26 protein-coding genes and 1 tRNA gene are annotated in these 25,683 nt (G+C 68.9%); 10 read left to right on the top strand and 17 right to left on the bottom strand.

All coding sequences use genetic code 11. From position 1 onward, the window contains the following. Positions 1-42 precede the first annotated feature (42 nt). Positions 43-1,194 (top strand): acyl-CoA dehydrogenase family protein, encoded by a 1,152-nt coding sequence (locus OPF83_RS14705; protein ID WP_264888322.1) that lies wholly within the window; start codon positions 43-45, stop codon positions 1,192-1,194. A 101-nt stretch (positions 1,195-1,295) separates the two neighbouring features. Next, positions 1,296-1,889 carry an isopentenyl-diphosphate Delta-isomerase gene (gene idi / locus OPF83_RS14700; RefSeq protein ID WP_264888321.1) on the top strand — a complete coding sequence of 198 codons (594 nt, stop codon included), beginning with the start codon at positions 1,296-1,298 and terminating at the stop codon, positions 1,887-1,889. A gap of 79 nt (positions 1,890-1,968) precedes the next feature. Here the strand turns inward: idi and purD are convergent, their stop codons facing one another. After that, positions 1,969-3,225 carry a phosphoribosylamine--glycine ligase gene (gene purD / locus OPF83_RS14695; protein WP_264888320.1) on the bottom strand — a complete coding sequence of 419 codons (1,257 nt, stop codon included), beginning with the start codon at positions 3,223-3,225 and terminating at the stop codon, positions 1,969-1,971. 104 nt (positions 3,226-3,329) lie between these two features. Next, positions 3,330-4,067, bottom strand: coding sequence for a TetR/AcrR family transcriptional regulator (locus OPF83_RS14690; protein ID WP_264888319.1), 738 nt, complete (start codon positions 4,065-4,067; stop codon positions 3,330-3,332). A 130-nt stretch (positions 4,068-4,197) separates the two neighbouring features. Between OPF83_RS14690 and OPF83_RS14685 the strand changes: the two genes are divergently transcribed. Continuing rightward, positions 4,198-4,626 carry an HIT family protein gene (locus tag OPF83_RS14685; RefSeq protein WP_264888318.1) on the top strand — a complete coding sequence of 143 codons (429 nt, stop codon included), beginning with the start codon at positions 4,198-4,200 and terminating at the stop codon, positions 4,624-4,626. 42 nt (positions 4,627-4,668) lie between these two features. On the opposite strand, the gene OPF83_RS14680 is transcribed toward OPF83_RS14685, so the two are convergent. Together OPF83_RS14680 and OPF83_RS14675 are read right to left on the bottom strand one after the other, a co-directional pair. Then, entirely contained in the window at positions 4,669-5,088 is a 420-nt protein-coding gene (locus OPF83_RS14680) for a nuclear transport factor 2 family protein (protein WP_264888317.1), read from the bottom strand. A 65-nt stretch (positions 5,089-5,153) separates the two neighbouring features. After that, positions 5,154-5,531: a nuclear transport factor 2 family protein gene (locus OPF83_RS14675; protein ID WP_264888316.1), complete on the bottom strand. Its 378-nt coding sequence runs from the start codon at positions 5,529-5,531 to the stop codon at positions 5,154-5,156. Between the two features lie 136 nt (positions 5,532-5,667). Between OPF83_RS14675 and OPF83_RS14670 the strand changes: the two genes are divergently transcribed. Then, entirely contained in the window at positions 5,668-5,940 is a 273-nt protein-coding gene (locus OPF83_RS14670) for a hypothetical protein (protein WP_264888315.1), read from the top strand. Positions 5,941-5,989: 49 nt separating this feature from the next. On the opposite strand, the gene OPF83_RS14665 is transcribed toward OPF83_RS14670, so the two are convergent. Further along, a tRNA-Thr gene (locus OPF83_RS14665) sits at positions 5,990-6,062 on the bottom strand. Positions 6,063-6,180: 118 nt separating this feature from the next. On the opposite strand from OPF83_RS14665, the gene OPF83_RS14660 reads away from it, so the two are divergent. The 3 genes from OPF83_RS14660 to OPF83_RS14650 all read left to right on the top strand — a co-directional run bounded on the left by OPF83_RS14660 (position 6,181) and on the right by OPF83_RS14650 (position 9,304). Further along, the gene (locus tag OPF83_RS14660; protein WP_264888314.1) at positions 6,181-7,563 is read left to right on the top strand and encodes a threonine/serine exporter ThrE family protein; all 1,383 of its coding nucleotides are present in this window, start codon (positions 6,181-6,183) and stop codon (positions 7,561-7,563) included. A 75-nt stretch (positions 7,564-7,638) separates the two neighbouring features. After that, positions 7,639-7,824, top strand: coding sequence for a hypothetical protein (locus OPF83_RS14655; protein WP_264888312.1), 186 nt, complete (start codon positions 7,639-7,641; stop codon positions 7,822-7,824). A 31-nt stretch (positions 7,825-7,855) separates the two neighbouring features. Beyond that, positions 7,856-9,304, top strand: coding sequence for a trehalose-6-phosphate synthase (locus tag OPF83_RS14650; protein WP_264888310.1), 1,449 nt, complete (start codon positions 7,856-7,858; stop codon positions 9,302-9,304). A 76-nt stretch (positions 9,305-9,380) separates the two neighbouring features. Here OPF83_RS14650 and OPF83_RS14645 read toward each other — a convergent pair whose 3' ends face one another. From OPF83_RS14645 to OPF83_RS14590, 12 genes are all read right to left on the bottom strand, one after another. Then, a complete protein-coding gene (locus OPF83_RS14645; RefSeq protein ID WP_264888308.1) occupies positions 9,381-10,220 on the bottom strand; it encodes a hypothetical protein in 840 nt (279 codons plus the stop codon). After that, positions 10,217-10,759 (bottom strand): hypothetical protein, encoded by a 543-nt coding sequence (locus tag OPF83_RS14640; protein ID WP_264888306.1) that lies wholly within the window; start codon positions 10,757-10,759, stop codon positions 10,217-10,219. Before OPF83_RS14640 ends, OPF83_RS14645 begins: the two co-directional genes overlap by 4 nt. Beyond that, positions 10,759-12,177, bottom strand: a complete 1,419-nt coding sequence (locus tag OPF83_RS14635) for an MCE family protein (RefSeq protein ID WP_264888305.1) — start codon at positions 12,175-12,177, stop codon at positions 10,759-10,761. Before OPF83_RS14635 ends, OPF83_RS14640 begins: the two co-directional genes overlap by 1 nt. Continuing rightward, on the bottom strand, positions 12,174-13,412 hold the full coding sequence (locus tag OPF83_RS14630; protein ID WP_264888303.1) for an MCE family protein: 1,239 nt from the start codon (positions 13,410-13,412) through the stop codon (positions 12,174-12,176). Before OPF83_RS14630 ends, OPF83_RS14635 begins: the two co-directional genes overlap by 4 nt. A gap of 8 nt (positions 13,413-13,420) precedes the next feature. Beyond that, the gene (locus OPF83_RS14625; protein WP_264888302.1) at positions 13,421-14,686 is read right to left on the bottom strand and encodes an MCE family protein; all 1,266 of its coding nucleotides are present in this window, start codon (positions 14,684-14,686) and stop codon (positions 13,421-13,423) included. Beyond that, positions 14,683-15,834, bottom strand: coding sequence for an MCE family protein (locus OPF83_RS14620; RefSeq protein ID WP_264888301.1), 1,152 nt, complete (start codon positions 15,832-15,834; stop codon positions 14,683-14,685). Before OPF83_RS14620 ends, OPF83_RS14625 begins: the two co-directional genes overlap by 4 nt. Continuing rightward, the gene (locus OPF83_RS14615; protein ID WP_264888299.1) at positions 15,827-16,882 is read right to left on the bottom strand and encodes an MCE family protein; all 1,056 of its coding nucleotides are present in this window, start codon (positions 16,880-16,882) and stop codon (positions 15,827-15,829) included. The genes OPF83_RS14620 and OPF83_RS14615 overlap by 8 nt, the downstream gene beginning before the upstream one ends. Beyond that, positions 16,879-18,117 carry an MCE family protein gene (locus OPF83_RS14610; protein WP_264888298.1) on the bottom strand — a complete coding sequence of 413 codons (1,239 nt, stop codon included), beginning with the start codon at positions 18,115-18,117 and terminating at the stop codon, positions 16,879-16,881. The genes OPF83_RS14615 and OPF83_RS14610 overlap by 4 nt, the downstream gene beginning before the upstream one ends. A gap of 10 nt (positions 18,118-18,127) precedes the next feature. Next, complete coding sequence (locus OPF83_RS14605) at positions 18,128-18,979, bottom strand: ABC transporter permease (protein WP_264888296.1); 852 nt, start codon at positions 18,977-18,979, stop codon at positions 18,128-18,130. A 1-nt stretch (position 18,980) separates the two neighbouring features. After that, positions 18,981-19,745 (bottom strand): ABC transporter permease, encoded by a 765-nt coding sequence (locus OPF83_RS14600; RefSeq protein ID WP_264888295.1) that lies wholly within the window; start codon positions 19,743-19,745, stop codon positions 18,981-18,983. A gap of 237 nt (positions 19,746-19,982) precedes the next feature. Next, positions 19,983-20,897, bottom strand: a complete 915-nt coding sequence (locus OPF83_RS14595) for a 3-oxoacyl-ACP reductase (protein ID WP_264888294.1) — start codon at positions 20,895-20,897, stop codon at positions 19,983-19,985. Positions 20,898-20,917: 20 nt separating this feature from the next. After that, the gene (locus tag OPF83_RS14590) at positions 20,918-21,112 is read right to left on the bottom strand and encodes a ferredoxin (protein ID WP_264888292.1); all 195 of its coding nucleotides are present in this window, start codon (positions 21,110-21,112) and stop codon (positions 20,918-20,920) included. 225 nt (positions 21,113-21,337) lie between these two features. Between OPF83_RS14590 and OPF83_RS14585 the strand changes: the two genes are divergently transcribed. The 3 genes from OPF83_RS14585 to OPF83_RS14575 are packed head-to-tail and all read left to right on the top strand — an operon-like array spanning position 21,338 to position 25,636. Then, a complete protein-coding gene (locus OPF83_RS14585; protein WP_264888290.1) occupies positions 21,338-22,636 on the top strand; it encodes an acyl-CoA dehydrogenase family protein in 1,299 nt (432 codons plus the stop codon). A 1-nt stretch (position 22,637) separates the two neighbouring features. After that, on the top strand, positions 22,638-23,834 hold the full coding sequence (locus OPF83_RS14580) for an acyl-CoA dehydrogenase (RefSeq protein WP_264888288.1): 1,197 nt from the start codon (positions 22,638-22,640) through the stop codon (positions 23,832-23,834). Further along, positions 23,831-25,636 (top strand): AMP-binding protein, encoded by a 1,806-nt coding sequence (locus OPF83_RS14575; protein ID WP_264888286.1) that lies wholly within the window; start codon positions 23,831-23,833, stop codon positions 25,634-25,636. Before OPF83_RS14580 ends, OPF83_RS14575 begins: the two co-directional genes overlap by 4 nt. Positions 25,637-25,683 lie beyond the last annotated feature (47 nt).

The raw sequence follows: 25,683 nt of genomic DNA, 5'->3' as shown, positions 1-25,683 counted from the left end.
CACCCGTCCCGCACGTACCCCGCACCCACCCGGAGGACCCTCATGGCCGTCGACCGCATGCTGCCCAGTGACGAGGCATACGACCTCATCGAGATGACCCGCGACGTCGCGGACAAGCTGCTGGAGCCGGTCGCCGCGCAGCACGAGAAGGACCACACGTACCCCGAGGGTCTGTTCGCCCAGCTCGGCGAGGTCGGCCTGCTGGGACTGCCCTACCCGGAGGAGTTCGGCGGCGGCGACCAGCCGTACGAGGTGTACCTGCAGGTGCTCGAAGAGCTTGGTGCCCGCTGGGCCGCGGTCGCCGTGGCCACCAGCGTCCACGGACTCGCCTGCTTCCCGCTGGCGACCTACGGCACGGACGAGCAGAAGAACGCGTGGCTGCCCGGCATGCTCGCCGGTGAGCAGATCGGCGCCTACTCCCTCTCCGAGCCGCAGGCCGGCTCCGACGCGGCGGCGCTGCGTTGCCGCGCCGAACGCGACGGCGACGCCCCGGACGCGCCCTACGTCGTGACCGGCACCAAGTCGTGGATCACCCACGGCGGGATCGCCGACGTCTACAACACCTTCCTGCGCACCGGCGAGGGCTCTCGCGGCATCTCCTGCCTGCTCGTGCCCCGCGACACCGAGAACCTTCACTTCGGCAAGCCCGAGGACAAGATGGGCCTCAACGGCGTGCCCACCACCACCGCCTCGTACGAGGGTGCCCGAGTGGACTCGAACCGGCTGATCGGGGCCGAGGGCGACGGACTGAGGCTCGCGTTCTCCGCCCTCGACTCGGGCCGCCTGGGGATCGCCGCCATCGCGACCGGGATCGCCCAGCGCGCCCTCGACGACGCCGTGGCCTACGCCAACGAGCGCGAGGCGTTCGGCAAGTCCATCATCGGCCACCAGGGCCTGGGATTCCTGCTGGCCGACATGGCCGCCGCAGTCGGCTCCGCACGCGCCACCTACCTCGACGCCGCCCGCCGCAAGGACGCCGGCCGCCCGTACTCGCGCGAGGCCTCGGTCGCCAAACTCACCGCCACCGATGCGGCCATGAAGGTCACCACCGACGCTGTCCAGGTGCTCGGCGGCGTGGGCTACACCCGCGAGTTCCCGGTCGAGCGCTACATGCGCGAAGCCAAGATCACCCAGATCTTCGAGGGCACCAACCAGATCCAGCGACTGGTGATCGCCCGCGGTCTGGCGAACTGAGGCGGGCGGGGCCTGCGGACGGTGCTTGCGGACTGAGCCTGTCGGGCTGACGGACAGAGCCCGGCGGGCCGATCGCCCGTGCTGCGCCTAGGGTGAGTGGCATGGCCCCGCACCCCGACTCCCCCGCCGCAGGCTCCGACCCCCAGGCCCCGGACGCCGGCGCCGGCACCGCCGACGCTGAACTCGTCGTGCTGCTCGACGAGGCGGGCACGCCCGTCGGCTCGGCGGACAAGGCGACCATCCACACCGCCGACACCCCGCTGCACCTGGCGTTCTCGTGTCACCTGGTCGACGACGACGGGCGCGTCCTGCTCACCCGCCGCGCACTGTCCAAGCTGACCTGGCCGGGGATCTGGACCAACTCGTTCTGCGGGCATCCCGGCCCGGGCGAGGACCCGACGGAGGCGATCGTGCGGCGGGCCGAGCAGGAGCTGGGTACGCGGGTCGACACGATCGAACCCGCGATCCCCGACTTCCGCTACCGCGCCGTGGACGATTCCGGGGTGGTGGAGAACGAGATCTGCCCGGTGTTCACCGCCCGCATCCGCGCGGACCTGAACCCGCGGCAGGATGAGGTGTGCGCCCACCACTGGGCGAGGCCGGAGGACGTGCGGCTGGCCGTCGACTCCACTCCGTTCGTGTTCAGCCCGTGGATCGTCGCACAGGTTCCCCGGATGGCTCTCTACTCCCGCTGAGAGCTGCTCCCACTGAGAGCTACTCCCGCTGCGAGACCAGGACGGCCACCGGGTGACCGCGCAAGAACCCCTGGGAAACTCAGCCGGGGATGCTGATGCGCCCCTCTTCGGCGGCCTGACCGATGTCGCGGCGGAAGTGGCCGCCCACCAGCTCGATGCCGTCGAGGATCCGGTAGGCCTCGGCGCGTGCGGTGGCGAGATCGGCACCGGTCCCCACGACGGACAGCACGCGTCCGCCGGCGGAGACCAGCGTGCCCTCGTCGTCGCGAGCGGTTCCCGCGTGCAGCACGCCCGGCTGCTCGGCGCCGGTGATCTCGTCGCCGCGGCGCGGGGTGCCGGGGTAGTTCTCCGCGGCCAGCACGACGGTCACGGCGGCGCCGTCGCGCCAGACCAGCGGCTGCTGCTCGGCGAGGGTGCCGGTGGCCACCGCGTGCAGGATCTGGCCGAGCGGCGACTCGAGCAACGCCAGGACGGCCTGGGTCTCGGGGTCGCCGAAGCGGCAGTTGAACTCCACCACCTCCGGGCCCTGCGACGTGATCGCCAGGCCGGCGTACAGCAGGCCGGAGAAGCCACAGCCGCGCGCCACCATCTCGCGGGCGACGGGCTCGCATACCTCGGTGACGATCCGCGAGACCATGTCCTCCGGCAGCCACGGCAGCGGCGTGTAGGCGCCCATGCCGCCGGTGTTGGGTCCGCGATCACCCTCGCCGACGCGCTTATGGTCCTGCGCGGGCAGCAGCGGGACGACCGTCTCGCCGTCGACGAGGCAGAACAGGGAGACCTCGGGACCGTCGAGGAAGGACTCGAGCAGGACGGGGTGGCCGTCGTCGAGACACGCCAGCGCGTGGGCGTGGGCCGCGGCGCGGTCCGGTGTCACCACGACGCCCTTCCCCGCGGCGAGGCCGTCGTCCTTCACCACCCAGGTGGGACCGAACCGGTCGAGCGCCTCGTCGAGGTCCGCGGGCGAGTCGACGATCTCGGCGCGCGCGGTGCGCACGCCGGCGGCGGCCATAACGTCCTTGGCGAAGGCCTTGGAGCCCTCGATGCGCGCCGCGTCGGCGGACGGTCCGAAGACCGGGATCGAGGCGGCGCGCAGGGCGTCGGCGACGCCCGCGACGAGGGGGACCTCGGGTCCGACGACGACGAGGTCGGCCCCCACCCGGCGGGCCAGTGCGGTGACCGCCGCCGGGTCGGTCACCGACACGTCATGACAGGTCGCCTGGACCATGCCGGGATTGCCCGGCGCGGCGTGGAGCTCCGTCACCGCGGGGTCCGCCGCGAGGGCTACGAGGAGGGCGTGCTCACGAGCACCGGATCCGATCACGAGAATGCGCACAGCGCCTACAGTAGCGCCGCCGCCGGGCTCGGCCGACCCGGCCCGTCGGGAAACTCCGCGCGGGTCGGGAAAGTCCCGCGTCGGTCAGGACTGTCCCGCGTGTATCAGGCCCGGAAGTCCGACAGTGCGCGCACCGGCAGGTCCGCCGCGTCGCGGACGCGCAGCCCCTCGTCGGTGAGGAGATCGGTCAGGCACAGGTCGATCGTGCGCGCGACGGTGGCCGACGCCTCCTCGGTGTCCATCTGATGGATACCGAACATGGCCTGGACGCTCAGCCCGTCGATCGCCGCCCACATCGAACGCTGGCCGACGAGGTTGCTGCCCTGCACGAACGCACCCACCTCTACCCCGCGGTCGACGACGGCCTGCAGGTTCTCGCGGGCCTCCATGGCCTTCTCGGCGACCGTGGTGGAGGAACCGAGGCTCTCCAGCATCATCCGCGCCCACGCCGGCTCGTCCACCGCGAACGCCACGATGCCCATCGCGAGGTTCCGCAGGTCGAGGTAGGCGGCGAGCACCGGGTCGCTCACGCCGGTGGTGGGCTCGACGGCCGCCAGACGCTCCGCCATCGCGAGATACCCCTGGGCCGACACCTCCTCGACGAGCTGCTGGCGGTTGGTGAAATGCCGGTACGCGGCCGTCGCGGACACACCGATCTGGGGCGCGATCTCCCGCAGGACGATCGCCTTCTCCCCGGACTCGCGCGCTCGCGCGGTGGCCTCGAGGATGATCGCGTTGCGAAGGTCACCGTGGTGATAGGACTTCTTCTTGGTGATCTGCTGCTCCCGACCTTCGTTGGCGGTCTCCGCCGGCGCCGACGCCGGAACAAGAGGCTCGACCATGACGGCGCTCCTTCGATTGCTACTGGGACAAGCGGGTCTCCGCTTGTTGACGGGACCACACAACTCCATTAAACACTCGATACTCCCCGTCGGTCGGACGTGAGCGGGCGAAATCCGTATTCTTTGGGTCATGTCGTCGGTTTTCAGCAAGATCATCGCCGGTGAACTGCCGGGTCGCTTCGTCTGGAAGGACCCGGAGGTGGTCGCCTTTCTCACCATCGCCCCGGTCGCACCCGGACACGTGCTCGTCGTTCCCCGCACCGAGATCGACCGGTGGACGGATCTGGAACCGGCGCTGCTCACGCGGCTCAACGAGGTCGCCCAGGCCGTGGGCAAGGCCGTGCTCTCGGGATTCGACGCATCGCGCGCGGGCTACCTGATCGCCGGCTTCGAGGTTCCGCACACGCACATTCACGTGTTCCCCGCGAACGACATGTCCGGATTCGACTTGTCCCGGGCCAACCCGGACGCCCCGGCCGAGGAGTCGGATGCTGCGGCGGAGACCCTGAGGAGCGCCCTGCGCGAACTGGGCTACGGCGAGTTCGTCCCCGAGGCCTGACGCCCCGCCCCCGCGCCGAGTGCGCCGCGTCGCGGCTGCCCGTCAGTGCCCGAGTGCGTCGGTGACCGGCCGCATGTCGTGGTAGTCGACCCAGCGGCGGACGAGCCCGTGCTCGAACTCGAAGAACGCGCCCACCTCCAGCACGACCCGGGTACCGCCGATGCACATGCGTATTGTCCTGTTGATCGCGACGGTGTCGCCTGTGTCCGAGGTCAGCACGTGGTGAATGTCGCAACGGACGTCCGTCGCGACCTCGGTGTGGAACTCGATGACGTGTCGCACCTCCTCGAGACCGTGCACCACTTGGGTGTCCTCCATCAAGAGCTCCACGTCGGGCGTGCAGCACGCCTGAGCCGTGGGCACGTCGCCGGTAAGGGCCGCGGCGAGCAGCCGGAGCGCTACGTCGGCAGGCGTGTCCGTGTGAGGGGAGGCCTCTGTGTCCGGGTCACCGTGTTCGCTCATCCGTCTGCTCTCCCCTGTGTCGCCTGGTTGCCCCTGTGTCCCGGGACGCCCCTCTCGGCCACCCCTCACCCCGCGATACGATCCAGGGTCGCCAGGGATTTGTAGTCTGACCACCGGCTCACCAACCCGTCGGTGACCTCGACGAACGAGCAGCCCCGGATCTCGATCCCGCCGGAGGGGAGGAGGTATCGCTCGAGTCGCCGCAGCGCCACCACACCGTCCGACTCCAGGACCTCACCCTCGATCGAGACGTCGAGGAAGCCGGCCAGCCGGCCGAAATCCACTGCGATGTCGTGAACCCCCTCGTGTCCGATGTAGGTGCGGATCTCACCGAGCCTGTAGACGATGGACGACGACGACAACGCCACCGCCGCGTCGTAGTCGCCACCGACCACAGCGAACATCCATCGCGTTGCCACGTCACTCGCCGACTGCTCCTTCACGGCTACGGCCCTTTCGAGATCATCGTCGATGAACGACACTGTGCGCGGACACCGTCGGCAAGTGCTGCAGATGGACGCAGTTGCCGGACGCTGCACGTAGTGATGCCATTTTCCCACCCTCGTTAAAGGAAAATCAATGGGAACGTCCCGACCCCAGGATCTCTACCCGCAATTAGGTGAGCTGACGGCTCATCTCAGAGGACTGACCGACGATCTCGCGATGCTGCGCGCACGCTGTGAAACCTGGGATACCGCTGAGTTGCGGGTCGACCCCGGCTCGGTGTGGACCACGGACGAGACGCTCGCGGCGGTACTGGGAGATCTCGCGGGGGCGGAGGAGGCGCTGCGCTCGGCCCGCGGCCGCCTCGAGGGCGCCTGGGCTGCTCTCGGACGCCTCGCGTCGGACTGATGTCGCGGACACACGCCTCAGACGACTGCCTCGGCACCATCCCCAGGAGAGCTGGAGACGAGACTTGAACTCGCAACCGCCCGATTACAAGTCGGGTGCGCTACCAATTGCGCCACTCCAGCACGGCCACCCTGACCCGCCGATCCGTCGATGTGTAGATCCGCAGATCGATCAGGTCGCCAGCGACCGGGAACCATCCTAACCCGACCACCCTCCGTGCTCCCGACTACGGTGTCCACCGTGGACTTCCGCGACACCATCTCACCCTTCACCCGCCCCCTGGCGCGGCTGGGTTTGCGCAAATCCGCGATGGACCTCGCCGTCGAGCCGCCGCTGTCGCCGATGGCGCCGGTGGATCTCGACGACGACGGCGCCGTCACCGACGTCCTCAACCTCGCCCTCGAGATCGGCAGCATCCTCCTCTCCTCCGGTGAGGGCGCGGCCGACACCGTAGCCCAGGCCGAGTCCGTGGCCGCGGCGTTCGGCCTGCCCCACGCGACGGTCGAGGTGACGTTCACGTCGCTGAGCATCGGCGTCAACCGTCGGCGGGGTCGCCCGCCGATCTCGGTGATGCGGGTGGTCAACTACCGCACCGTGGACATGACACGGGTGACGCGCGCGGCCCGGCTCATCGACCTCATCGTCCGCCGCCAACTCACGGTCGAGCAGGCGTCGAACGAGGTCGAGGCGATCGTCTCCTCGCCGCACCCCCACTCGTTCCGGGTCGCGATCCTCGGCTGGGCGATGCTGGGCTGCGCGGTGGTGATCCAACTCGGCGGCACTCCACTGGCGGGACTTCTCTCGATGGTCTCGACCTTCGCCCTGATGTACGCCAACCGGTTCCTCGACGGACTCCGCCTCCCCACGTTCTTCCAACAGATCGTGGGCGGCTTCATCGCCACGGCGTGGGCCCTCATCGCCTTCGGCTTCCTCGCGGACGCCTTCATCGAGATCCGACCATCCCAACTGGTCGCCGCCGGCATCATCGTCCTCCTGGCCGGGTTGACCCTCGTCGGCTCGATCGAGGACGCCATCACGGGCTTCCCCGTCACCGCCGCCGGCCGAGGGGTCGAGACGTTGGTCCTCACCGGCGGCGTCCTCGGCGGCATCACCATCGCCCTCGCGCTCTTCGGCCGCCTGGGCCTGTCCCCTCCCCCCATCGATCCGACAATCACCGGCAACGCCGCGACCCACGTCGCGATCATCGCCGCGGCGGTCGGCGCCGCCGGCTTCGCGGTCGCCAGTTACGCCACCGTGCGGGCGACACTCCTCGCCGCGGGCGTCGGCGCGATGGGCATGGCGATCTACCAGATCATCACCTTCGCCGGCTTCGACGTGGTGGTGGGTTCCGCACTCGCGGCCTGCGCCATGGGCCTGGTGGGCGGCATCCTCGCCCGTATCGCGACCCTGCCCCCGCTGGTCGTCACGATCGCCGGCATCACGCCGTTCCTGCCCGGCCTGTCCGTCTACCGCGGCCTGTCGGCCCTGACGAGTGACCAGACCGGTATCGGTCTCGGCCTGATGTTCCAGGCACTGGCGATCGCGCTGTCACTCGCCGCGGGCGTGGTGTTCGGCGAGTGGCTCACCCGTAACTTGCGGCGAACCGCCGCCGCCGAACTGTGACGTAGAATCGACCACGGACTCGGGGCGCCCCGACCTGGGACGCGCCAGTCCGACCCCGACCACAGGAGGACATCGATGGCAACTGCCGCCGCCGACAGCAAAGAGCCCCAGATCGACGACATCGAAGAGGTTGCCGACGAAACCGCGCAGCAGGCACGACTCGTCGTGGCCAGCTACTCCAAGGACGCCGAGGAGTGCCGCATGCTCATCGACATGCTCGGCATCGGCCCCGAGACCGCCGAGCCGGACGACGCCGAGTAATCCACCACCACACAGCGCAGGGAGTAGGGGCATGACACGCGAAGCCGGCCAGGGCACGGGTGACGCGGGGGCCGACTTCGTCGTCGTCGCCAACAGACTCCCCGTCGACCTCGTCCGCGACGCGGACGGCACCGAACAGTGGAAGGCCAGTCCCGGCGGCCTCGTCACCGCGCTCGAATCCATCCTCAAGGCCAACCACGGCGCCTGGGTGGGCTGGCCCGGCGTCGCCGACGCCGCGCCCGACCCCTTCGACTCGGACGGCATCCGGCTCCACTCGGTCCTGCTCTCCGCACTCGACATCGAGCTGTACTACGAGGGGTTCTCCAACGCCACGCTGTGGCCGCTGTTCCACGACGTCGTGGTCCCGCCCGAGTACCACCGCGAGTGGTGGAACGCGTACCGCGACGTCAACACGCGCTTCGCCGAGGCCACCGCCGCCGCCGCCGCACCCGGCGCCACCATCTGGGTGCAGGACTACCAGCTGCTGCTGGTCCCCCGCCTGCTTCGTGAACTCCGACCCGACCTGACCATCGGGTTCTTCCTCCACATCCCGTTCCCGCCCGTCGAGCTGTTCATGCAGCTGCCGTGGCGCACCGAACTGGTCGAGGGCATGCTCGGCGCCGACCTGGTGGGATTCCACCTGCCCGGCGGCGCGGACAACTTCCGCATCCTCGCCAACAAGCTCAGCGGCCTGCCCTCGGTTCGGCTGCGCGCGGACAAGACGAAGGCCGCCGAGATCCGCGTCGACGACCGCATGGTGCGCGCCGGCGCGTTCCCCATCTCGATCGACTCGGGGGCCGTCGACGCCCTCGCACGCACCCGTGCGATCCTCGACCGCGCCGTCAGGCTGCGCGAGGAGCTGGGCTCCCCCAAGGTACTCATGCTGGGCGTGGACCGACTCGACTACACCAAGGGCATCGACGTCCGCCTCAAGGCACTCGAGGAGCTCATCGGCGAAGGGCGGCTCGACCCGTCCGAGGTGACGTTTCTCCAACTGGCCACGCCGAGTCGTGAGCGCGTCGAGCAGTACCAGTTCATGCGGTCACGGATCGAGGAACGGGTCGGCCGCATCAACGGCATGTACGGGGAGATCGGGCAGCCGGTCGTCACCTACATCCACCGGCCCGTGCCCAAGTCCGAGCTCACGGCCTTCTACGCGGCCGCCGACGTCATGCTCGTCACGCCCGTACGCGACGGCATGAACCTGGTCGCGAAGGAGTACGTCGCCACCTGTACCGACGGCGCGGGGGCCCTGGTGCTCAGCGAGTTCGCGGGCGCGGCGGCCGAACTGCGCCAGGCCTACCTGTGCAATCCGCACGACCTGGAGGGCGTCAAGGACGCGATCATGGCGGCCATCTCCGACCCCGTCGAGGAACGCCGGCGTCGCATGCGGGCTCTGCGCCGTCAGGTCCTGGGCAACGACGTCCACGCGTGGGCGCGCCGATTCTTCGAGACGCTGGACGCCACCCCCGACAACTGACGGCCGGGGGCCCGCGCCGGGCCGATCACAGCGCCGGGGCGGTCACCGTGCCGGGCCGATCACAGTGCCGGGATGATCACAGCGCGTTGAGCTTGGCCAGCTTCCAGCTCTCGCCGTCGAACTGCATCTCCAGGCTGAGCCGGGAGGCGGAACTGGCGGCCTCGGGAGTGTCCTTGGTGGAGACCATCCGGTTGAGCATCACTAGCACCGTCACGTGCTCGGCATCCACCACCTCCTGCGGCGCGGCGGCGGCAACGGTCGCGTAGACGGTGGCCTCCTGCTGCTTGGCCGCGGAGGCGACGGTCGGCATCGACTGTTCGACGAACTCCCCCAGCGCCGGCTCGGCGAGCTTGGGGCGCACCGCGGCGAGGTCCGCGTCTACGGTGCGGTGGTCGTAGGTGAACATCTGGGTGGCGATCTCGCGCGCCGCGTCGGTGGCCGCGTGGGGCGCGTCCGCGATCTGCTGCTCGGCGGCCGTGGCCTCGCGGGCCTCGACGTACTGCCACGTGGCCAACCCGGCGACGACGACGAGGACCACCGACGCCGCCGCGAGGATGCGGGTGAGCAACTTCTGGCGGTCCGGGTCTATCGGCTCCTTCGGCGAGGCCGTGGCGCCCACATAGGCAGTGTCGGCGGCGGATGGCGTACCGGACCCCGACGTCGTGCTTCTGCCCGAGGTCGCCGAGGAACCGGATTCGGGGGCCGCAGCCTCCATGCCCTCGAAGAGGCCGCCGGCACGGGCTGCCTCCATCGCACGCTGGCGGGCGGCATCAGCCTTGCGCTGGGCGCGGGCCGCACGCTCGGCCTCACGCTGCGCACGGCGAGCGGCGCGGACGTTGGACTCGGGTGCGCTCTGGTCCGGGGTGCTCGAGTCCGGAGTGTTCGTGTCCGGAGTGCTCTGGTCTGAAGTGCTCACGGGATGAAGTTCACCCCCGAGACCTTCATCACGCCGTCCTCATGGCGATTGACCGTCACGCGGACTCGGTACTGCCGGTCCTGGTCCTCGTCGGCTTTGGGGTTACCGATGGTCTGGTCGATGGCCATGATCACCTCGGCTCGATCGGGGTAGGAATGCTCGACCGCCGCCGCGGACACCGCGCCGTCGGCCACGACGTTGGTGGTGGTGACGACGTCCTCGTACGAGTCGCGGCGCGGGGCGAACTGCTCGGAGAAATCACCCTCGATGAGTCCGACGATCTCGTCCACATCTTCCGACAGGGTCTCCTGCCGGATGGTCATGAGCTTGGTCATGACGTCTGTCGCGAAGTCGCGGTAGGACGCGTCGAGCTCCGCGGAGGAGGCGCGGTCGGCACGGACCGTGGCCGCCTCGTTCCGCTCACTCACCCACAGCCCCGCTGCGACGATCGCCGCCACCAGGCACAGGGCCGCGATCACCGAAACCACGATCAGTCCGGTCCGCCCACCACCGGTGGGGGTCTGGTCAGACTGTGGCACTAGGTCACTCCGTTCGTCAGGATGTCAGCCAGGTCGGCGTCCGCCGCGAGCCGACTCTCGGTACCGAGGTTCAGCTGACGATACGTCTTGCCGTCGGCGCCGAAGTACTCGCCCGTCTCGGCGTCGTACACCGCGGCGGAGGTACGGATCTCCGGCTCGCCCGAGGTGGACGACGGCACGACGTTGTAGGCATTGGGGTTGTTGCCGGGCGGCCCGACCTCGCTAGTGTTGGGCGGGTTATGGCCCTCGGGCACGTAGTTGCCGGCGCGACACTCATCGGGAGAGGCTCCCCGACGCCCTGGGAACTCCATGCACGGCAGGTTGCGTGCACCTCGTGCGGCGATCTGCGAGTCCATCGGCACCTTGCAGTAGATCCCGTTGATCAGGGGCGGCACCGACAGATCGGCCGGGGACCGCCGGTCTTCTGCTGGCAGAAACCCCGTCGTGCAGGGCGGGGTCTCATTGATCTGCAGGTTGAAGTCCACCTTGACGGAGCCGGATTCGCGGCCCCCTTCGATCGCGGTGACAAGCGATGATACCAGCGCCGGGTAGATCACCAACAGCTGCTCGATCGAACGGTTATAGACCACGCCGACCTCACCCACGCTGACCAGGTTGGCCACGAGCACCGGCATGGTGGGCTGCAGCTCGTTGAGCACCTTGGTGGCCCGGCCCAGAGCATCCGGGCCGCGCTGGATCAACGACGTCACCTGGGGTTCGTTCTCACGCAGCTGATCGGTGATGTCGGCTATGTTCCGGGTCCATGCGCGGATCGAGTCGGACGAGCGCAACTGCGAGTCGAGCACCGGCTCCGCGTCCTCGATGAGCTGACGCGTGACTCCCGAGTTGCGCTGGGCCTCCTCCAGCAGCAGCTGCGCGGAGTCCAGGAACTGCTGCAGGTCCCGGGCAGATCCGTTGAACGCGTCGAACGACTCGGAGATGACGCGCCGCATCTTGGCGTCGTCGATCGACGCCATGAGAACGGTGGCCTGGTCGAGGACCGGGCCGATGCTCTGCGGCATGTCGACGCGGTCCTCGCCGATCACGGTGCCGTCGGCCATCCGGCCCTCCGGCTCCCCCTCGGGCACGAACTCGACGAACTGCTCGCCCACCGCGGACACACTGCGGATCTCGGCACGGACGTTCTCTGGCACGTCGGCACCGGAGTCGAAGTGGAGCTCGGCCACGACCATGCCGGGCTTGAGCGTCACGGAGTCCACGCGGCCGATGGTCTTGCCAAGGTAGGAGACGTTGGAGTTCTGGTACAGACCACCGGTGTCCGGCATCTCCAGGGCGACGTCTGTGCGGTGCCACCCCAGGGCACGAGGCACCTGGAGGTACACCACCGACATGACCAGCAACGCCACGACGGTGACCACGGAGAAGATCGTCAGCTGAATCTTCACGAGCCGGGTCATCGGGGGGCCTCCTCGGTCGGTGCGGCGGGGCCGCCGGGGTTGTCGGCCGGCTGCTCACTGGGGGGCGGGTTCCCGGTGTCCGGGTTCTCGACGCCCACGTCGGGCCGGGGCACGTCCAAGGAGAACGGGTCGGGACTGACCACCGAGCCGGGAGCAAGCCCCACGTAGCCCTCGAGGCCGGCCATGCGATTACCGAACTCGGTACCCAGCAGGAACGTCTCCTCCAGACGAGGATTGCTGAAGTCGGCGTCAATATAGAGATTCGCGTAGTCACCGCGCAGGAAGTTGTCGATTCCGGCTTGCGGGAAGGGGAAGGTGATGAGTGTACTCAGCACCCTGGTCATATCCCGGCCAGAGTTGGCCAGGCCCTCGAGCACCGGCGTGAGGTCGCGGAGGTTCGCCACCAGGTTCTGTCCGCCGCCGGCGTCGATAATCTGGTTGGCCTTGTTTCCGAAGTCGCCGAGCGAGACCAGGGCGGTGGTCAGTTCCTGCTTCTGGTCGTTGATCAGACCGACTGCCTCGGGCATCTGTGCGAGAGCGCGGGCGAGGGTGTCGTTCTGCTCGTCGATCTGCCGGGCAAGCCGGTCGAGTCCCTCCATGGCCGCGACGATGTCGGCACGCTGATCGTCGAGTCCGCTGACGGTGGTCTCCAGCTGGGTGATGACCTCTTTTGCGTCGAGCTGACGGCCGTCGAGGGCGGTGTTGAGCTCCTGCGAGATCGTCTCAAACTGCGCAAGGCCGCCGTCGGTGAGAACCACCGACAGCGCCGAGAGCGTCTGCTCGGTGGTCGGGTAGACACCGGCGCGCTCGATGGGGATGACATCACCTGCCGCGAGCGTCCCCTCCGCGCTGCCATCCGGTGGCGGGAACAGCTCGAGGTGCTGCGAACCCAGCAGGCTGGTTTGCCCGATCTTGGCGTAGGCGTTGGCCGGGAGCCGTACTTCCTCGTTGAGTGAGACGGTGACGATTGCGGTATAGTCCTCGACCCTCATCGACGCGATGGAGCCGACATTGACGTCATTGACCCGGACCGGTGAGTTCCGGGTGATGGTGGTGACGTTGGGCATCTCGATGGTGACCTCGTAGGCGCCGTCGCCCTTGCCCTCGGCTCCGGGCAGCGGGAGCGAGTTGAGCCCGTCCCACGCGCAGCCGGTCCCGACGAGCAGGACGGCGCCGGCGAGCGCGCCGGCAGCGAGGACCCGCGAACGGAGGATCCTTCCGGCCGGTACAGTCATGCCGCTCATCATGCGCCTCCCGTCACGAGCAGGGTGTCGGTGAGGTTGTCGCCCTTGTTGACCACGTTGACCAGCGGGTCAGGGCGGTCCGAGACGGGCTGGACGCCCGGCGCCGTCTGTGTGCCCGGCTTCTGTAGGTCCCAGATCTGGTCCGGCTCGGCGGTCGGTGTGATCGGCGGGGCGACCACACCGTACGGGTAGTTCGAGGTCAGCGAGTTGAACAGTGGCCCCATGTATTGGGCGCACAGCTCCGCGTCGGACTCCGCGGTGTTGTTGGCCAGGCCGGCGATGGCGCCGCAGATGAAGTTGGTCGGATTGGCCATCTGGTTCATCGCCAGTACACCGTTGAGTGTGCCCTGATACGGGCGGTAGATGTTGTAGAAGTTCGCCATGGCGGTGGGGCCGACGTGGAGGATGCCCTCGAGATCGGCTCGGCGGTCGCGGATCACCTCAGTGGCGCGGCCGAGCTTGTCGACGCCCACGGAGAGCCGATCCCCGTTGCTCTCGAGGAAGCGGTTGATGTCCATCACCGCGAGATCAAGGTCGCGCAGGGCGGCATCGATATCCTCGGTTTGGTCCCCCAGCACCTGCGAGACGCTGGCGAGCTTGCCGCCGAAGGAGACGATCTGCTCCTCGCTCTGGGACAGCGCGGTGACGAACAGCTGGAGGTTCTTCAGCGTGGTGAAGAGGTTCTCGCGACCGTCGGACAGGATCGACATGGTGTGTGAGACCTCATTGAGCGCGTCGCGGATGTCGGCGCCGTTGCCCTCGAACATCGCGTCGGCTGAGTCGACGAAGTCGCCGAGCGGGCCGGTCTCTTCACCCTCGGCGGGGCTCAGCGCGGTGGACAGCTTCATGAGCTGCTCCTTGACGCCGTCCCACTCGACCGGGACCGCCGTGCGCTCGACGGGGATGGTGCCGCCGTCCGGCATCTCCTCGCCGCCGGTGTAGGCCGGGGTGAGTTGGATGAACCGCTCGGCGACGAGCGACTGGGCCACGAGCAGGGCGTTGGCGTCCTCCGGCACAGGGACGTCGTGGGCGACCTTCATGGTGACCTTGGACATCCCGTCCTCCGTAGCGATGTCGGTGATGCGGCCGACCTCGACGCCGAGCACACGGACGGTGTCGTCCTCGTAGACGCCCTGCGTCGACGGGAAGAACGCGGTGATCGTCTTGGTCCGACCGGAGAAGATCCAAACGGCTCCCGCGATCAGGGCCACCACGGCGATCAGGGCGACCACCTTCGCGGCGGTGCCCGGCAGGAATCGGTTCATCGCGGCAACCTCTTCTCGCCCCAGCCGGGGAACTCGTCCATCAGGGTCAGGCCCGGGGTGCCGGGCAGGGTTGGTTCTCTGACCAGCCCGGGCTCGGGCTGGACCCGGTCATCGATGAGCGGCATGAGGTCACGCAGGATCGTCTGCTGGTACTGGCCCTGGGAAAGATTGACCACATAGGCGTTGAACCACGGGCCGGAGGCGACTGCCTCACTGAGTGCAGTGGAGAACGGAACGATCCGCCGCAGTCCGAGGTCGATGTCGTCCTTGTTACGGATCAGCAGATCAGACACCTGCTCGAGCTTGTCGAGCGCCGGGCCGATCTGAGCCTCGTTGTCCTGCACCAGCCCCGACAGCTGACGGGCGAGCTCGTCGATGTTCACGATGAGCTCGCTCAACGCGCGCTTACGCATGTCGAGCTGGGTGAACAAGATGTTGCCGTCGACCATGAGCTGGTTGATCTGGTCGCTGCGCTGACCCAGCACGTCGGTGGTCCCGGCCGCTTTGTCCAGCAGCTCGCGGACGGCCTCGTCCCGCTCGTTGAGTGAACGGGACAGTCGTGTGATGCCGTCGATCGCGCCACGCACCTCGGGCGAGGAGTCCTCCATGGTCTCCGCCAACACGTCGAGGGCGTCCTGCACCGAGTCGGTATCCATGGCCTCGACGGTGTCGCTGAGATCGCCGAGGGCGGAGGTCAGCGAGTACGGCACGGAGGTCCGGTCAATCGGGATCGTCCGGTCCTCGAGCTCGCCGCGACCGTCGGAGTAGATCCCCAGTGCACGCCGGCCGAGGATCGAGTCCGTCTTGATCTGCGCCGAGCTGTCCGCGCCGAGGTCGACGTCGGTATCGATGTCGAACTTGACCCTGACCTGGTCACCGTCGAGGTCGAGCTTCCGGACCGATCCGACGCGCATACCGGCCACCTGCACTTCGTCGCCGGCCTTGAGCCCGGCTGCGTCCGCCACGTAGACGGTGCCACCGTGCATGCCGTTGATGTACGGGATGCGGTCGTAGTTCAGCGAGACGGCCATGAGGGCGACCACGCCGACCGCGCCCCACACGCCGATGACCTTCGGGTCGCGGTCCCGGAACCGGAGTTGTCCGCGGGGCGCCTTGGGGGGCGCGCCGTCACTGTTCTTCTTACTCATCGGGGAACGCACACCGTCCCGTCGTCTGCTCATACTGCGGAAGAAAGAGGTCATTGCCGGTGGCCGGGTTGGTGATCCGAACTATGACGCCACAGAGATAGAACTGGAAGAAACTGCCGTAGACGCCGAGCCGGCCCATCTTCTCGAAGTCGGACGGCAGGCGATTGATGACGTTCTCGACGAACTCCTCGTCGTCATTGATCAGAGTCGCCACGCGATCGATCTGGGCGATGTCCTCCTTGAGGGAGGGCCGCACGTCGGCCAGCAGCGTTGTCATGTTGGCGCTCGTGTCGTTGAGTCGGCTGACCGACTCCGCCAGGGGCTCCGAGTTGGCGGCCAGTCCGGAGACGAGCTGCTGCAGGTCGTCGACGATCGAGTCGACGTTCTCGTTGTTGTCGGCCACCGTGGTGAGAACGGAGTTGAGGTTCGTGATCACGTCGCCGATCAACTGGTCGCGGTCGGCGAGGGACTGAGTGAGCGACGACGTCGAGGCGAGCAGGTCCTGAATGGTGCCGGACTCACCCTGAAACACCTTGACGATCGACTCGGACAGCTGGTTGACCTGCCCGGGGTCAAGCGCCTTGAACAGCGGTCGGAATCCGCCGAGGAGCGCGTCCAGGTCAAGCGCGGGCGCGGTCTGCGAGAGGGGCAGGGTGCCGCCTGGCTCGAGCGGAGCCTGGCTCCCCTCTCCGCGCTTGAGCTCGAGGTAGCGGTCGCCGGTCAGGTTCTCGTACCGCACCACGGCCTCGGTGCTCTGGTGGACGCTCTGGTTTCCGGCGACCGTGAAGCGGACGCGGGCGGTGTTCTCCTCGGCCAGCTCGACCTTCCCGACCTGGCCGACCTCGACGCCGGCGATACGCACCTTGTCGCCGGACTCGAGCCCTGAGACGTCGGTGAAGTGGGCGTTATATCGCTCGAAGTCGCCGGAGCGGTACTCGCTGAACACCACGACGAGCCCGGCCAGCACCAGGGCCATCACAGTGGTGAAGATCCCGAGCTTGACCGCGGTAACCCGGCCCGCGCGCGCTGCCGCGCGCCCGGCGCTCACGGGTTCCCTCCGTCCATGCCGAGCATGACCTGCAGCAGTGTGGGCGGCGCGGGCCTTCCGGGCTCGGTCGACGGAAGCGGGCCGAAAAGCGGGCCGGGTCGCGAGGTAAACACGTCGGGCATTCCCTCCACGGGGTTGGAGCCGGTGTCGGTGACGACGAACGGCGCGTGGACGCTCGGGTCGGGGAAGGGCAGGCCGTAGCAGTTCGGGCCGGTACTGGCGTTGACCTTGGGCAGGTCCTTGGGATACTCGTAGGCTCGTGCGCCCTGCTGGAAGCCTGCCCTGAATGTCAGGCCCGGTTGGTTGGACGCACCGAACGCCTGCCCGGCGCCCTCGACGCCTTGGTTGAGGCCGACGATCAGGCAGGTGAGTATGGGCGAGTACTCGCCCAGCAGACTGGTCGAAGCGCGCAGATCGGACAGTGCCTTGACCAGCTGGTCGCCGTTCTCGCTCAGCAGCCGCTTACCGGTCTCGCCGGTGCCGATCGCGGAGGCGAGCAACTGCTCGAAGCGAGCCTGGTTGTTGACGATGTTGGCGCCGACGTCGGTGCCGGAGTCGAGAATTCGCATGACATCCGGAGTGACGTCCGCGTAGAGGTTCGCCACCCGCGAGCCCTTGGCCAGGTCGCGCTGGAGCGTCTCGATCTGCGGATTGATCTCTTCCAGATACGCGTTGAGGTCCGTGATCGTCCGGCCGATCTGTTCGCCTCGCCCGTCGACGGCTCCGGAGATCGCGCCGAGCGTCGCGTTGAGCTTCTCCGGCTCGATCGCCAGGAGCAGATCCGACAGATCCTGGAACAGGGTGTTGACCTCGGTGGTGACATTGGTGGCCTGAACCACGGCGCCGGGCTCAAGGGTGGCAGGGCCCGGGTTGGCGGGGGCGCGGAAGTCGACGGACTTGGCCCCGAAGATGGTGTTAGAGCCGATTGAGACGGGAGAGTTCGCCGGGATCGCCTCGAGCGCGGCGGGGTCCACCTCGAGCTCGAGGGTCGCACCGTCGAACTCCTGGATGATCCGGGTGACGTTGCCGATCTCCACACCGCGTGAGCGGACCTTGGCGTCCTCTTCCATGACCAGCCCCGCGCGGTCGCTGCGCACCGTGATGGGCACGCGATTGTCGAAGGCCCGCACGAACATCAGGAGGGACAGCGCGACCACCACGACGATGAACAACGTCAGGCCCGCGCCCGCGATGCGCTTGGGCACCGTGTCGCTCTGGCTCACCGTCCTCGCCATATCGTCTCTCCTATCCCGACAGGTTGAAGTTGCCGTCTCCGCCGTAGATCGCGAGCGAGACGAGAAGGGTTACCGTCACCACGGCGATGAGCGACGTGCGCACCGCGTTGCCCACGGCCGCGCCGACGCCGGCGGGGCCGCCCGCCGCGTTGTACCCGTGGTAGGTGTGGATGAGCATGATCGTGATGGCCATGGCGATGGCCTGGACGAACGACCAGAGGATGTCCGTCGGAATGAGGAACGTCGAGAAGTAGTGGTCGTAGACGCCGCCGGACTGGCCGTAGATCTCGACCGTCGCGAAGCGGCTCGCCAGGAACGAGGCGATGACGGCGAGCGAGTACAGCGGGATCACCGCGATCATCCCGGCCAGGATGCGCGTCGAGACCAGGTAGGTCACCGAATCGATGGCCATGACCTCGAGCGCGTCGATCTCCTCGGAGACTCGCATGGCGCCCAGCTGGGCGGTGGCGCCCGCGCCGATGGTGGCCGCCAGCCCGATGCCCGCGATCACCGGCGCGGCGATACGGACGTTGATGAACGCGGCGAAGAAGCCGGTGAGCGCCTCCACGCCGACATCCGTCAGCGAGGAGAAGCCCTGCACGGCGATGACGCCGCCTGTGGCCAGGGTGAGGAAGGCGACGATCACGACCGTGCCGCCGATCATCGCGAGCGCACCGGTTCCCATGGCGATCTCGGCGATGAGCCGCAGCGTCTCCTTGGGGTACTGGGTCAGCGCGCGGGGCGTGGCCGCCAGCGCGCGCCAGAAGAACAGGGCGTGATCGCCGAAGTTGTCGAACCCGCCGATCGCCCGATGGCGAGCACGCGACAGGCGCGGGAACCGCGTGGTCTCTATCACCGCCATGTCACGCTCCCAGAACCTTGACGCCGACGGCGGTGATGACGGTATTGACCACGAACAGCGCCATGAAGGCGAAGACGACGGTCTCATTCACCGCGTTTCCGACCTCCTTCGGTCCGCCACGGACGTAGAGGCCCTTATAGCAGGCGACGAGGCCGGCCAACATTCCGAACACCCCGGCCTTGATCTGCGCCAGGACGAGCTCGCCCAGACCCGTCAACAGCGTGATGCCGTTGACGAACGCACCGGGGTTGACCCCCTGGAGGAGGACGGAGAACAGGAAACCGCCGAGGATGCCGATGGTGCACACCAGGCCGTTGAGCAGCAGGGCGACGAACGTCGAGGCGGCCACCCGCGGAACGACGAGACGCTTGACCGGGTCGATTCCCAGCACCTCCATCGCGTCGATCTCCTCACGGATGGTACGAGCGCCCAGGTCCGCGCAGATGGCGGTGGCGCCGGCCCCGGCGACGATGAGCACGGTGACCATCGGCCCCACCTGCGTGACCGCGCCCAGTGCCGCGCCGGCACCCGAGAGGTCGGCTGCGCCGATCTCCCGCAGCAGGATGTTGAGCGTGAAGCTCACCAGGACGGTGAACGGGATGGCCACGAGGATCGTGGCCATCATCGACACGCGGGCGATGAACCATGACTGGTCGACGAACTCGCGTCCCTGGCGGACGATCGAGGGGAATGAGATGAAGGTGTCCAACGTCATCGCGAAGAAGTCGCCGACTCCCTTGAGTGGCTTGTCGAGAACACTCGCCATGACGCCCCCCTCCTACCTTTTATCCCCCGGATCACACGTGATCCCCTCACGTCCGGGGTCCACCCTGTGTGATCGCGGTAACACATTAACGAGAACGTGTTCCAATTCGCAAGGTCTTCCTCGGCACCCCCGAGGTGGGCCCTCCCGGAATCTGGAGGGAATCTAACACGCGCCCCACCCGTCACCGCGCTCCCCGGCGCGAACTCACAGGTTCGCGCCGGGGGCCACCGGTTGCGGTCAGAGTTTCATGATCTCCGCGGCTGAGAACGACTTGCCCTCTGCACGGCCTGACCAGTGCCCCGACACCGCATCGGCGAACTCGCGACGGTCCCAGACGCCCCCCGGCGCGTCGAACCGCTTCTCGACGACCGGCGCCTCGACGAGCGCCACCATGCCGCCGTATACCACAAACAGCTGCCCCGAGACGCCGGCCGACGCAGGCGACGCGAGATAGGACACGAGGTCCGCGACGCGATCCGGCGAGAGCGGATCCGGACCCTTCGAGTCATCCCACTCCGCGAAGACCGCCTCGGTCATCCCGGTCCGCCCGCGCGGGGCGATGACATTGGCGGTGCAGCCGATGCGCTCGAGCACGCGCGCCGCGGACAGCGTGAGCGCGGTGATGCCGGCCTTCGCGGCGCCGTAGTTGGCCTGCCCGGGAGGGCCGAAGAGCCCCGCCTCGGACGAGGTGTTGATGAGGCGGCCGTAGACCGGCGCACTACCCTCGGTGCGCTTCTTGTCCTCTGCTCGCCAGTGGGCCGCGGCATTGCGGGTGAGCAGGAAGTGACCGCGCAGATGAACCTTGACCACCGCGTCGAAGTCGTCGTCGGACATGTTGAACAGCATCTTGTCGCGGGTGATACCCGCGTTGTTGACGACGACATGGACACCGCCCAGTTTCAGAGCGGCGGCCATCATCGCGTCCGCGGTCTCGCGCTCCGAGACGTCCCCCACGACCAGCTCTGCCCGTGCACCCGCCGCCTCGATGTCCGCGATCACCGCATCCGTGGCCTCGGAGGCCCGGATGTCGTTGATCACGACTGCGGCCGCGCCCGACCGGGCCAGTTCAACAGCTTCCGAGGCCCCCAGGCCCGAGCCGGAGCCGGTGACCACGGCCACCCGGCCGTCGAGGGACAGATCCTGATCGAGCATTCCGCGCTTCTCCTCCACAGTTACTCGACGGCCTTGAGCGCCGCCATGGGACATTTCTCCACAGCCTTGAGGGCCCGCTTCTGGAGCTCCTCCGGCACCTCGTCCACGATGACGCGAACAACCTCGTCGTCGTCGTTCAACTCGAAGACCTTGGGCGCGAGGCCCACGCACACGGCCTGCCCCTCGCAGCGGTCGGGATCCACTTCAATCCGCATACCAGTTCTCCTTAGTCAGTCCAGCGGGCACGGTGCCCCCCGGGGCTGGGACGATTCTATGTGAGACGGGACACTAGAACGTGTTCCTACTCGAGCACGAGTGTAAGGCACCGCGACCGGTCGGCCCGCACTCGCGCCGAGCGCCGCCATCCCGCACCCCGCAGTGTTAGCGTGATCTACGCAACTGGAACTTGTTCCAATTTCGACGACGAACCAAGGGGCTCCATGGACATCACCTACACCCCAGATCAGCAGCGTCTGCGCGGCGAGTTGCGCGAGTACTTCTCCGCGCTGATGACCCCCGAGCGACGCGAGGCGTTCACCTCGACCACCGGCGAGTACGGGCACGGCAACGCCTACCGCGAGATTGTCGCGGAGATGGGCCGCGACGGCTGGCTGACCCTGGGCTGGCCCGAGGAGTTCGGCGGCCGGAACCGGCCGATGATCGAGCAGCTCATCTTCACCGACGAGGCCGCGATCGCCGGCGTCCCGGTCCCCTTCCTCACCATCAACTCCGTCGCGCCGACGATCATGGCGTTCGGCTCCGAGGAGCAGAAGGCCTACTTCCTGCCGCGCATCAGCCGCGGTGAACTGCACTTCGGCATCGGTTACTCCGAGCCCGACTCCGGCACCGATCTCGCCTCTCTGCGGACCCGCGCGGTCCGCGAGGCCGGCACCGGCGAGCACTCCGGCCAGGACGTCTACCGGATCAATGGCCAGAAGATGTGGACCTCGCTGGTCGCCTACGCCGACTGGATCTGGCTGGCCGCCCGCACCGACCCGGACGCCAAGCGACACAAGGGCATCTCGATGATCGTCGTCCCCACCACCGCCGAGGGGTTCTCGTGGACGCCGGTGCACACCATGGCCGGCCCCGATACGAGCGCGACCTACTACCAGGACGTGGTGGTCCCCGCGACCAACCTCGTGGGCCCCGAACACGGCGGCTGGCCGCTCATGACCAACCAGCTCAACCACGAGCGCGTCGCCCTCACCTCCGCCGGGCCACTTCAGGCCTCGCTGCGACAGGTACTCGCCTGGGCGCGGGCCACCCATTCCGCCGAGGTCGGCCTGCCCGGCGACGGCATGGTGATCGAGAACGAATGGGTCCGCACCCACCTCGCGCGCGTGCACGCCATGGCCGAGTACCTGGCGCTGCGCAACTGGGAGATCGTCTCCGCGGACACCGCCGCCCCCACCCGCATCGCCGCCTCCGCGACGAAGGTCTACGGCACCGAGACCGCATGCGAGGCGTACCGCCTGCTTATGGAGGTGCTGGGCTCGTCGGGCTACCAGCGCTCGCACTCCCCCACCGCCGCGCTGCACGGTCGTATCGAGAGGCTGCACCGCTCGGCGCTCATCCTCACCTTCGGCGGCGGCACCAACGAGGTGCAGCGTGACATCATCGCCGCGGCCGGCCTCGGCCTGCCGCCGGCCCCCCGCATGGCGCCCGCGCCCGCAGCCGCCAGCCCGACCGCGTCCGCCACCACCGCGTCCGCCACCACCGCGCAGAAGGACCGCTGACATGGATTTCTCCGTTGACGACACCATCACGGAACTGACCGGACTCGTCCGCGAGATGGGCGAGAAGCTGGTGACCGACGAGTCCCTGCGCGAGCTCGACGCCCGCTTCGGCCCCGGCACCGAGTCCGGCGGCACCGACCGCGACACCGCCCGCTTCCACGCCCCACTGTGGGACGCGCTCGTCGAGGCCGGGGTGCCGGCGGCGCTCGCGCCCGGGTCGTGCGGCGGCGCCGGACTCGGCGTGGTGGGCGAGGCGCTCGTGATGCGGGAGCTGGGCCGCGTGCTGGCCCCCGTCCCGCTCTCGCCCGCGATCCGGGCCTCGCATCTGCTGGCCGCCGCCGGGCTGACGGACCGCGCGACCGATGTCGCCGAGGGGCGGGAGATCGCCGCCGTCGGCGACGGTCCGATCGCCCCCGCGATGGAGGTCGACTGGGCGCCGGTCGCAGACCTGATCGTCGCACCGCTACCGATGCCGGATCTGCCGATGCTGTGGTTCTCTGATGTCGCCCGGGCGCGCGAGAAGGACACCGTCGCCATCGAGCGGACCGTGCCCGTGGACTTCTCGTGCGCCGGGATGGTCAGCGGCCTACCGACGTACATGCCTCTGGCAGACCGGCCGGCCGACGACACTCCGCGCCCGACCGAGCACTCGGCAGGGAACTCCGTGATCCCCGCCCACGCCTCCGCGCTGGAATTCGACGCCCTGCGTCGCCGCGTGCACCTGGCGGCCCACCAGTGGGGCGTGGTCGAGTCCGCGCTCGAGCGCACCGCCACCTACGCCACCACGCGCCATCAGTTCGGCCGGCCCATCGGCTCGTTCCAGGCCGTCGCGGCCCGGCTGGCCGACGGGATGATTGACGTGGACGCCGTGCGCCTGTCCACGCTGCGCGCCGCCTACGAGCTCGACGCCCGTAGTGGATCCGTCGAGAACGGCGACACCGGCCCCGCCGAGATCACCGCCACCGCCCGCGACTCCGTCGCCTCCGCTCATTTCTGGGCCTGCGACGCCGGCCACCGCCTCGCCCACTCGGCCGTCCACATCCACGGCGGCGTGGGCCTGGACCGCTCCGAGCCCGCGCACCGCTACTTCCTCGCCGCCAAGGCGAATGAGTTCCGACTCGGCGGCGCCACCCGGCAGTTGCTCGACCTGGGCGACGTACTGGCCTCCGAAGGAGACCCGTGGGAGTACTCGGCATGAGCGCCGCCGTGCGGACGATCGCCGATGTCGCCGCCGAGCCGTTCCGCTCGGTCGCCGACGCTCTGCACGCCCTGTCCGACATCGACGACCGCGGGATCTGGGCCGACGGGCAGTTCACGCCCTGGTCGCAGGCGGCCCGGGAGAGCGCCGTCCGGATCGCGGCAATCCGGGAACTGATGAGCTCGCGGGCGGACGTGTCGTCGTCGTCGGGCTCGGCGTCGTCGGGGTCGGCGTCGTCGGGGTCGGCGTCGTCGGCCCCGGACGCCGCGCGCGACGCCCCCGCCCACCCCCACATCGGTCTCCTCATGTCCGGCACCCCGGAGTACCTTCACCTGCTCGGCGCGGCGGCGTGCTCGGAGCTCGTCGTGGCCGGACTCAACCCCACGCGGCGCGGCGAGGCCCTGGTGCGCGACGCGCGGCTCGCGGACTGCGCGCTGGTCCTCACGGACGCGGACAACGAGGCACTTCTCGACGATCCCGACGTGGGCATCCCGGTGATCTCGGTGGACTCGCCGGGGTGGTCGAAGCTGCTGGCTCGCCACTCCGGCGCCACCCTGCCCGACCCCGCGGCCGTGCCCACCGACGCCGACGACCTGGTGGCGCTCGTGTTCACCTCCGGCACCAGCGGCGACCCCAAGGCCGTGCGCATCACCCAGTCCAAGATCTCGGTGCCCGGCCGGATGCTTGCCGAGCGGTTCGGGATGGGCCACGAAGACTGCGTGTACAGCGCGATGCCGCTCTTCCACTCCAACGCCGTGATGGTGGCCTGGCCGATCGCGCTGTTCGCGCAGTGCTCGATCGCCCAGCGTCGCCGCTTCAGCGCGTCGGGCTGGCTGGACGACGTGCGGCGCTACGGCTGCACGTTCGCCAACTACGTGGGCGCTCCCCTGTCCTACATCCTCGCCACCGCCGAGCGCGCCGACGACGCCGACAACCCGATGCGCGTCGTCTACGGCAACGAGGCGCCCGCCGACGTGCGCGCCGAGTTCACCCGCCGCTTCGACGTGCGCGTGGTGGACGGTTTCGGCTCCAGCGAGGGCGGCCTCTCCGTCTCGCGTACGCCCGACACCCCTGACGTCGCGCTCGGACCGCTGCCGGCCGGCGTACGGATCGTCGATGTGGACTCGGGGGTCGAGTGCCCGCGCGCACGGTTCGACGCAGACGGTGCGTTGGTCAATCCCGACGAGGCCGTGGGCGAGATGGTCGCCGACGGGCCCGGGATGTTCGCCGGCTACTGGAACGACCCGGCCGCCGACGCCGAGAGGATGCGCGGGGGACGTTTCCACTCCGGCGACCTGGCGTATGTCGACGACGACGACTTCGTCTACTTCGCCGGCCGCTCCGGCGGATGGATGCGGGTCGATGGGGAGAATCTGGCGGCAGCACCGATCGAGCGCGTGATCCGGCGTCATCCCGATGTGGCCGACGTGGGCGTGTACGCCGTGCCGGCGGCCGCGGTGCGCGGGCCGGGCTCGGGCTCGGGCTCTAGCGCTGGCTCCGGGACAGGCTCGGGGACAGGCTACGGCGCGATCGGTGACGCCGTGGCGGCCGCCGTGGTCCTCCGCGGTGACGCGGACGAGACGGTGGCCTGCTGGTTCGCCGAGGGCTTTGGCGAATTCCTCGCCGGCCAGGCTGACCTCGGCCCCAAGCAGTGGCCCTCGCTGCTGCGGATCACCTCGGCGCTGCCTCGGACCGCGAGCTTCAAGTTCCGGGCGCGGGATCTCACCTCGCTCGGCACCGAGCCCGCCGGCGACCGGATCTGGGTGCGCGGACACGGGGCGGAGAGGTTCGTGCCGCGGTAGACGGGACGCATCGGCGGCGGGGCTAGCCGGGGCGGTCTCACGTGGTC

This window comes from Dietzia sp. NCCP-2495, from assembly GCF_026011735.1.
In the GTDB taxonomy this organism is placed as follows: domain Bacteria; phylum Actinomycetota; class Actinomycetes; order Mycobacteriales; family Mycobacteriaceae; genus Dietzia.
The sequence above is the reverse complement of the archived record's forward strand: the minus strand, read 5'-3'. Positions and strand labels throughout refer to the sequence as shown.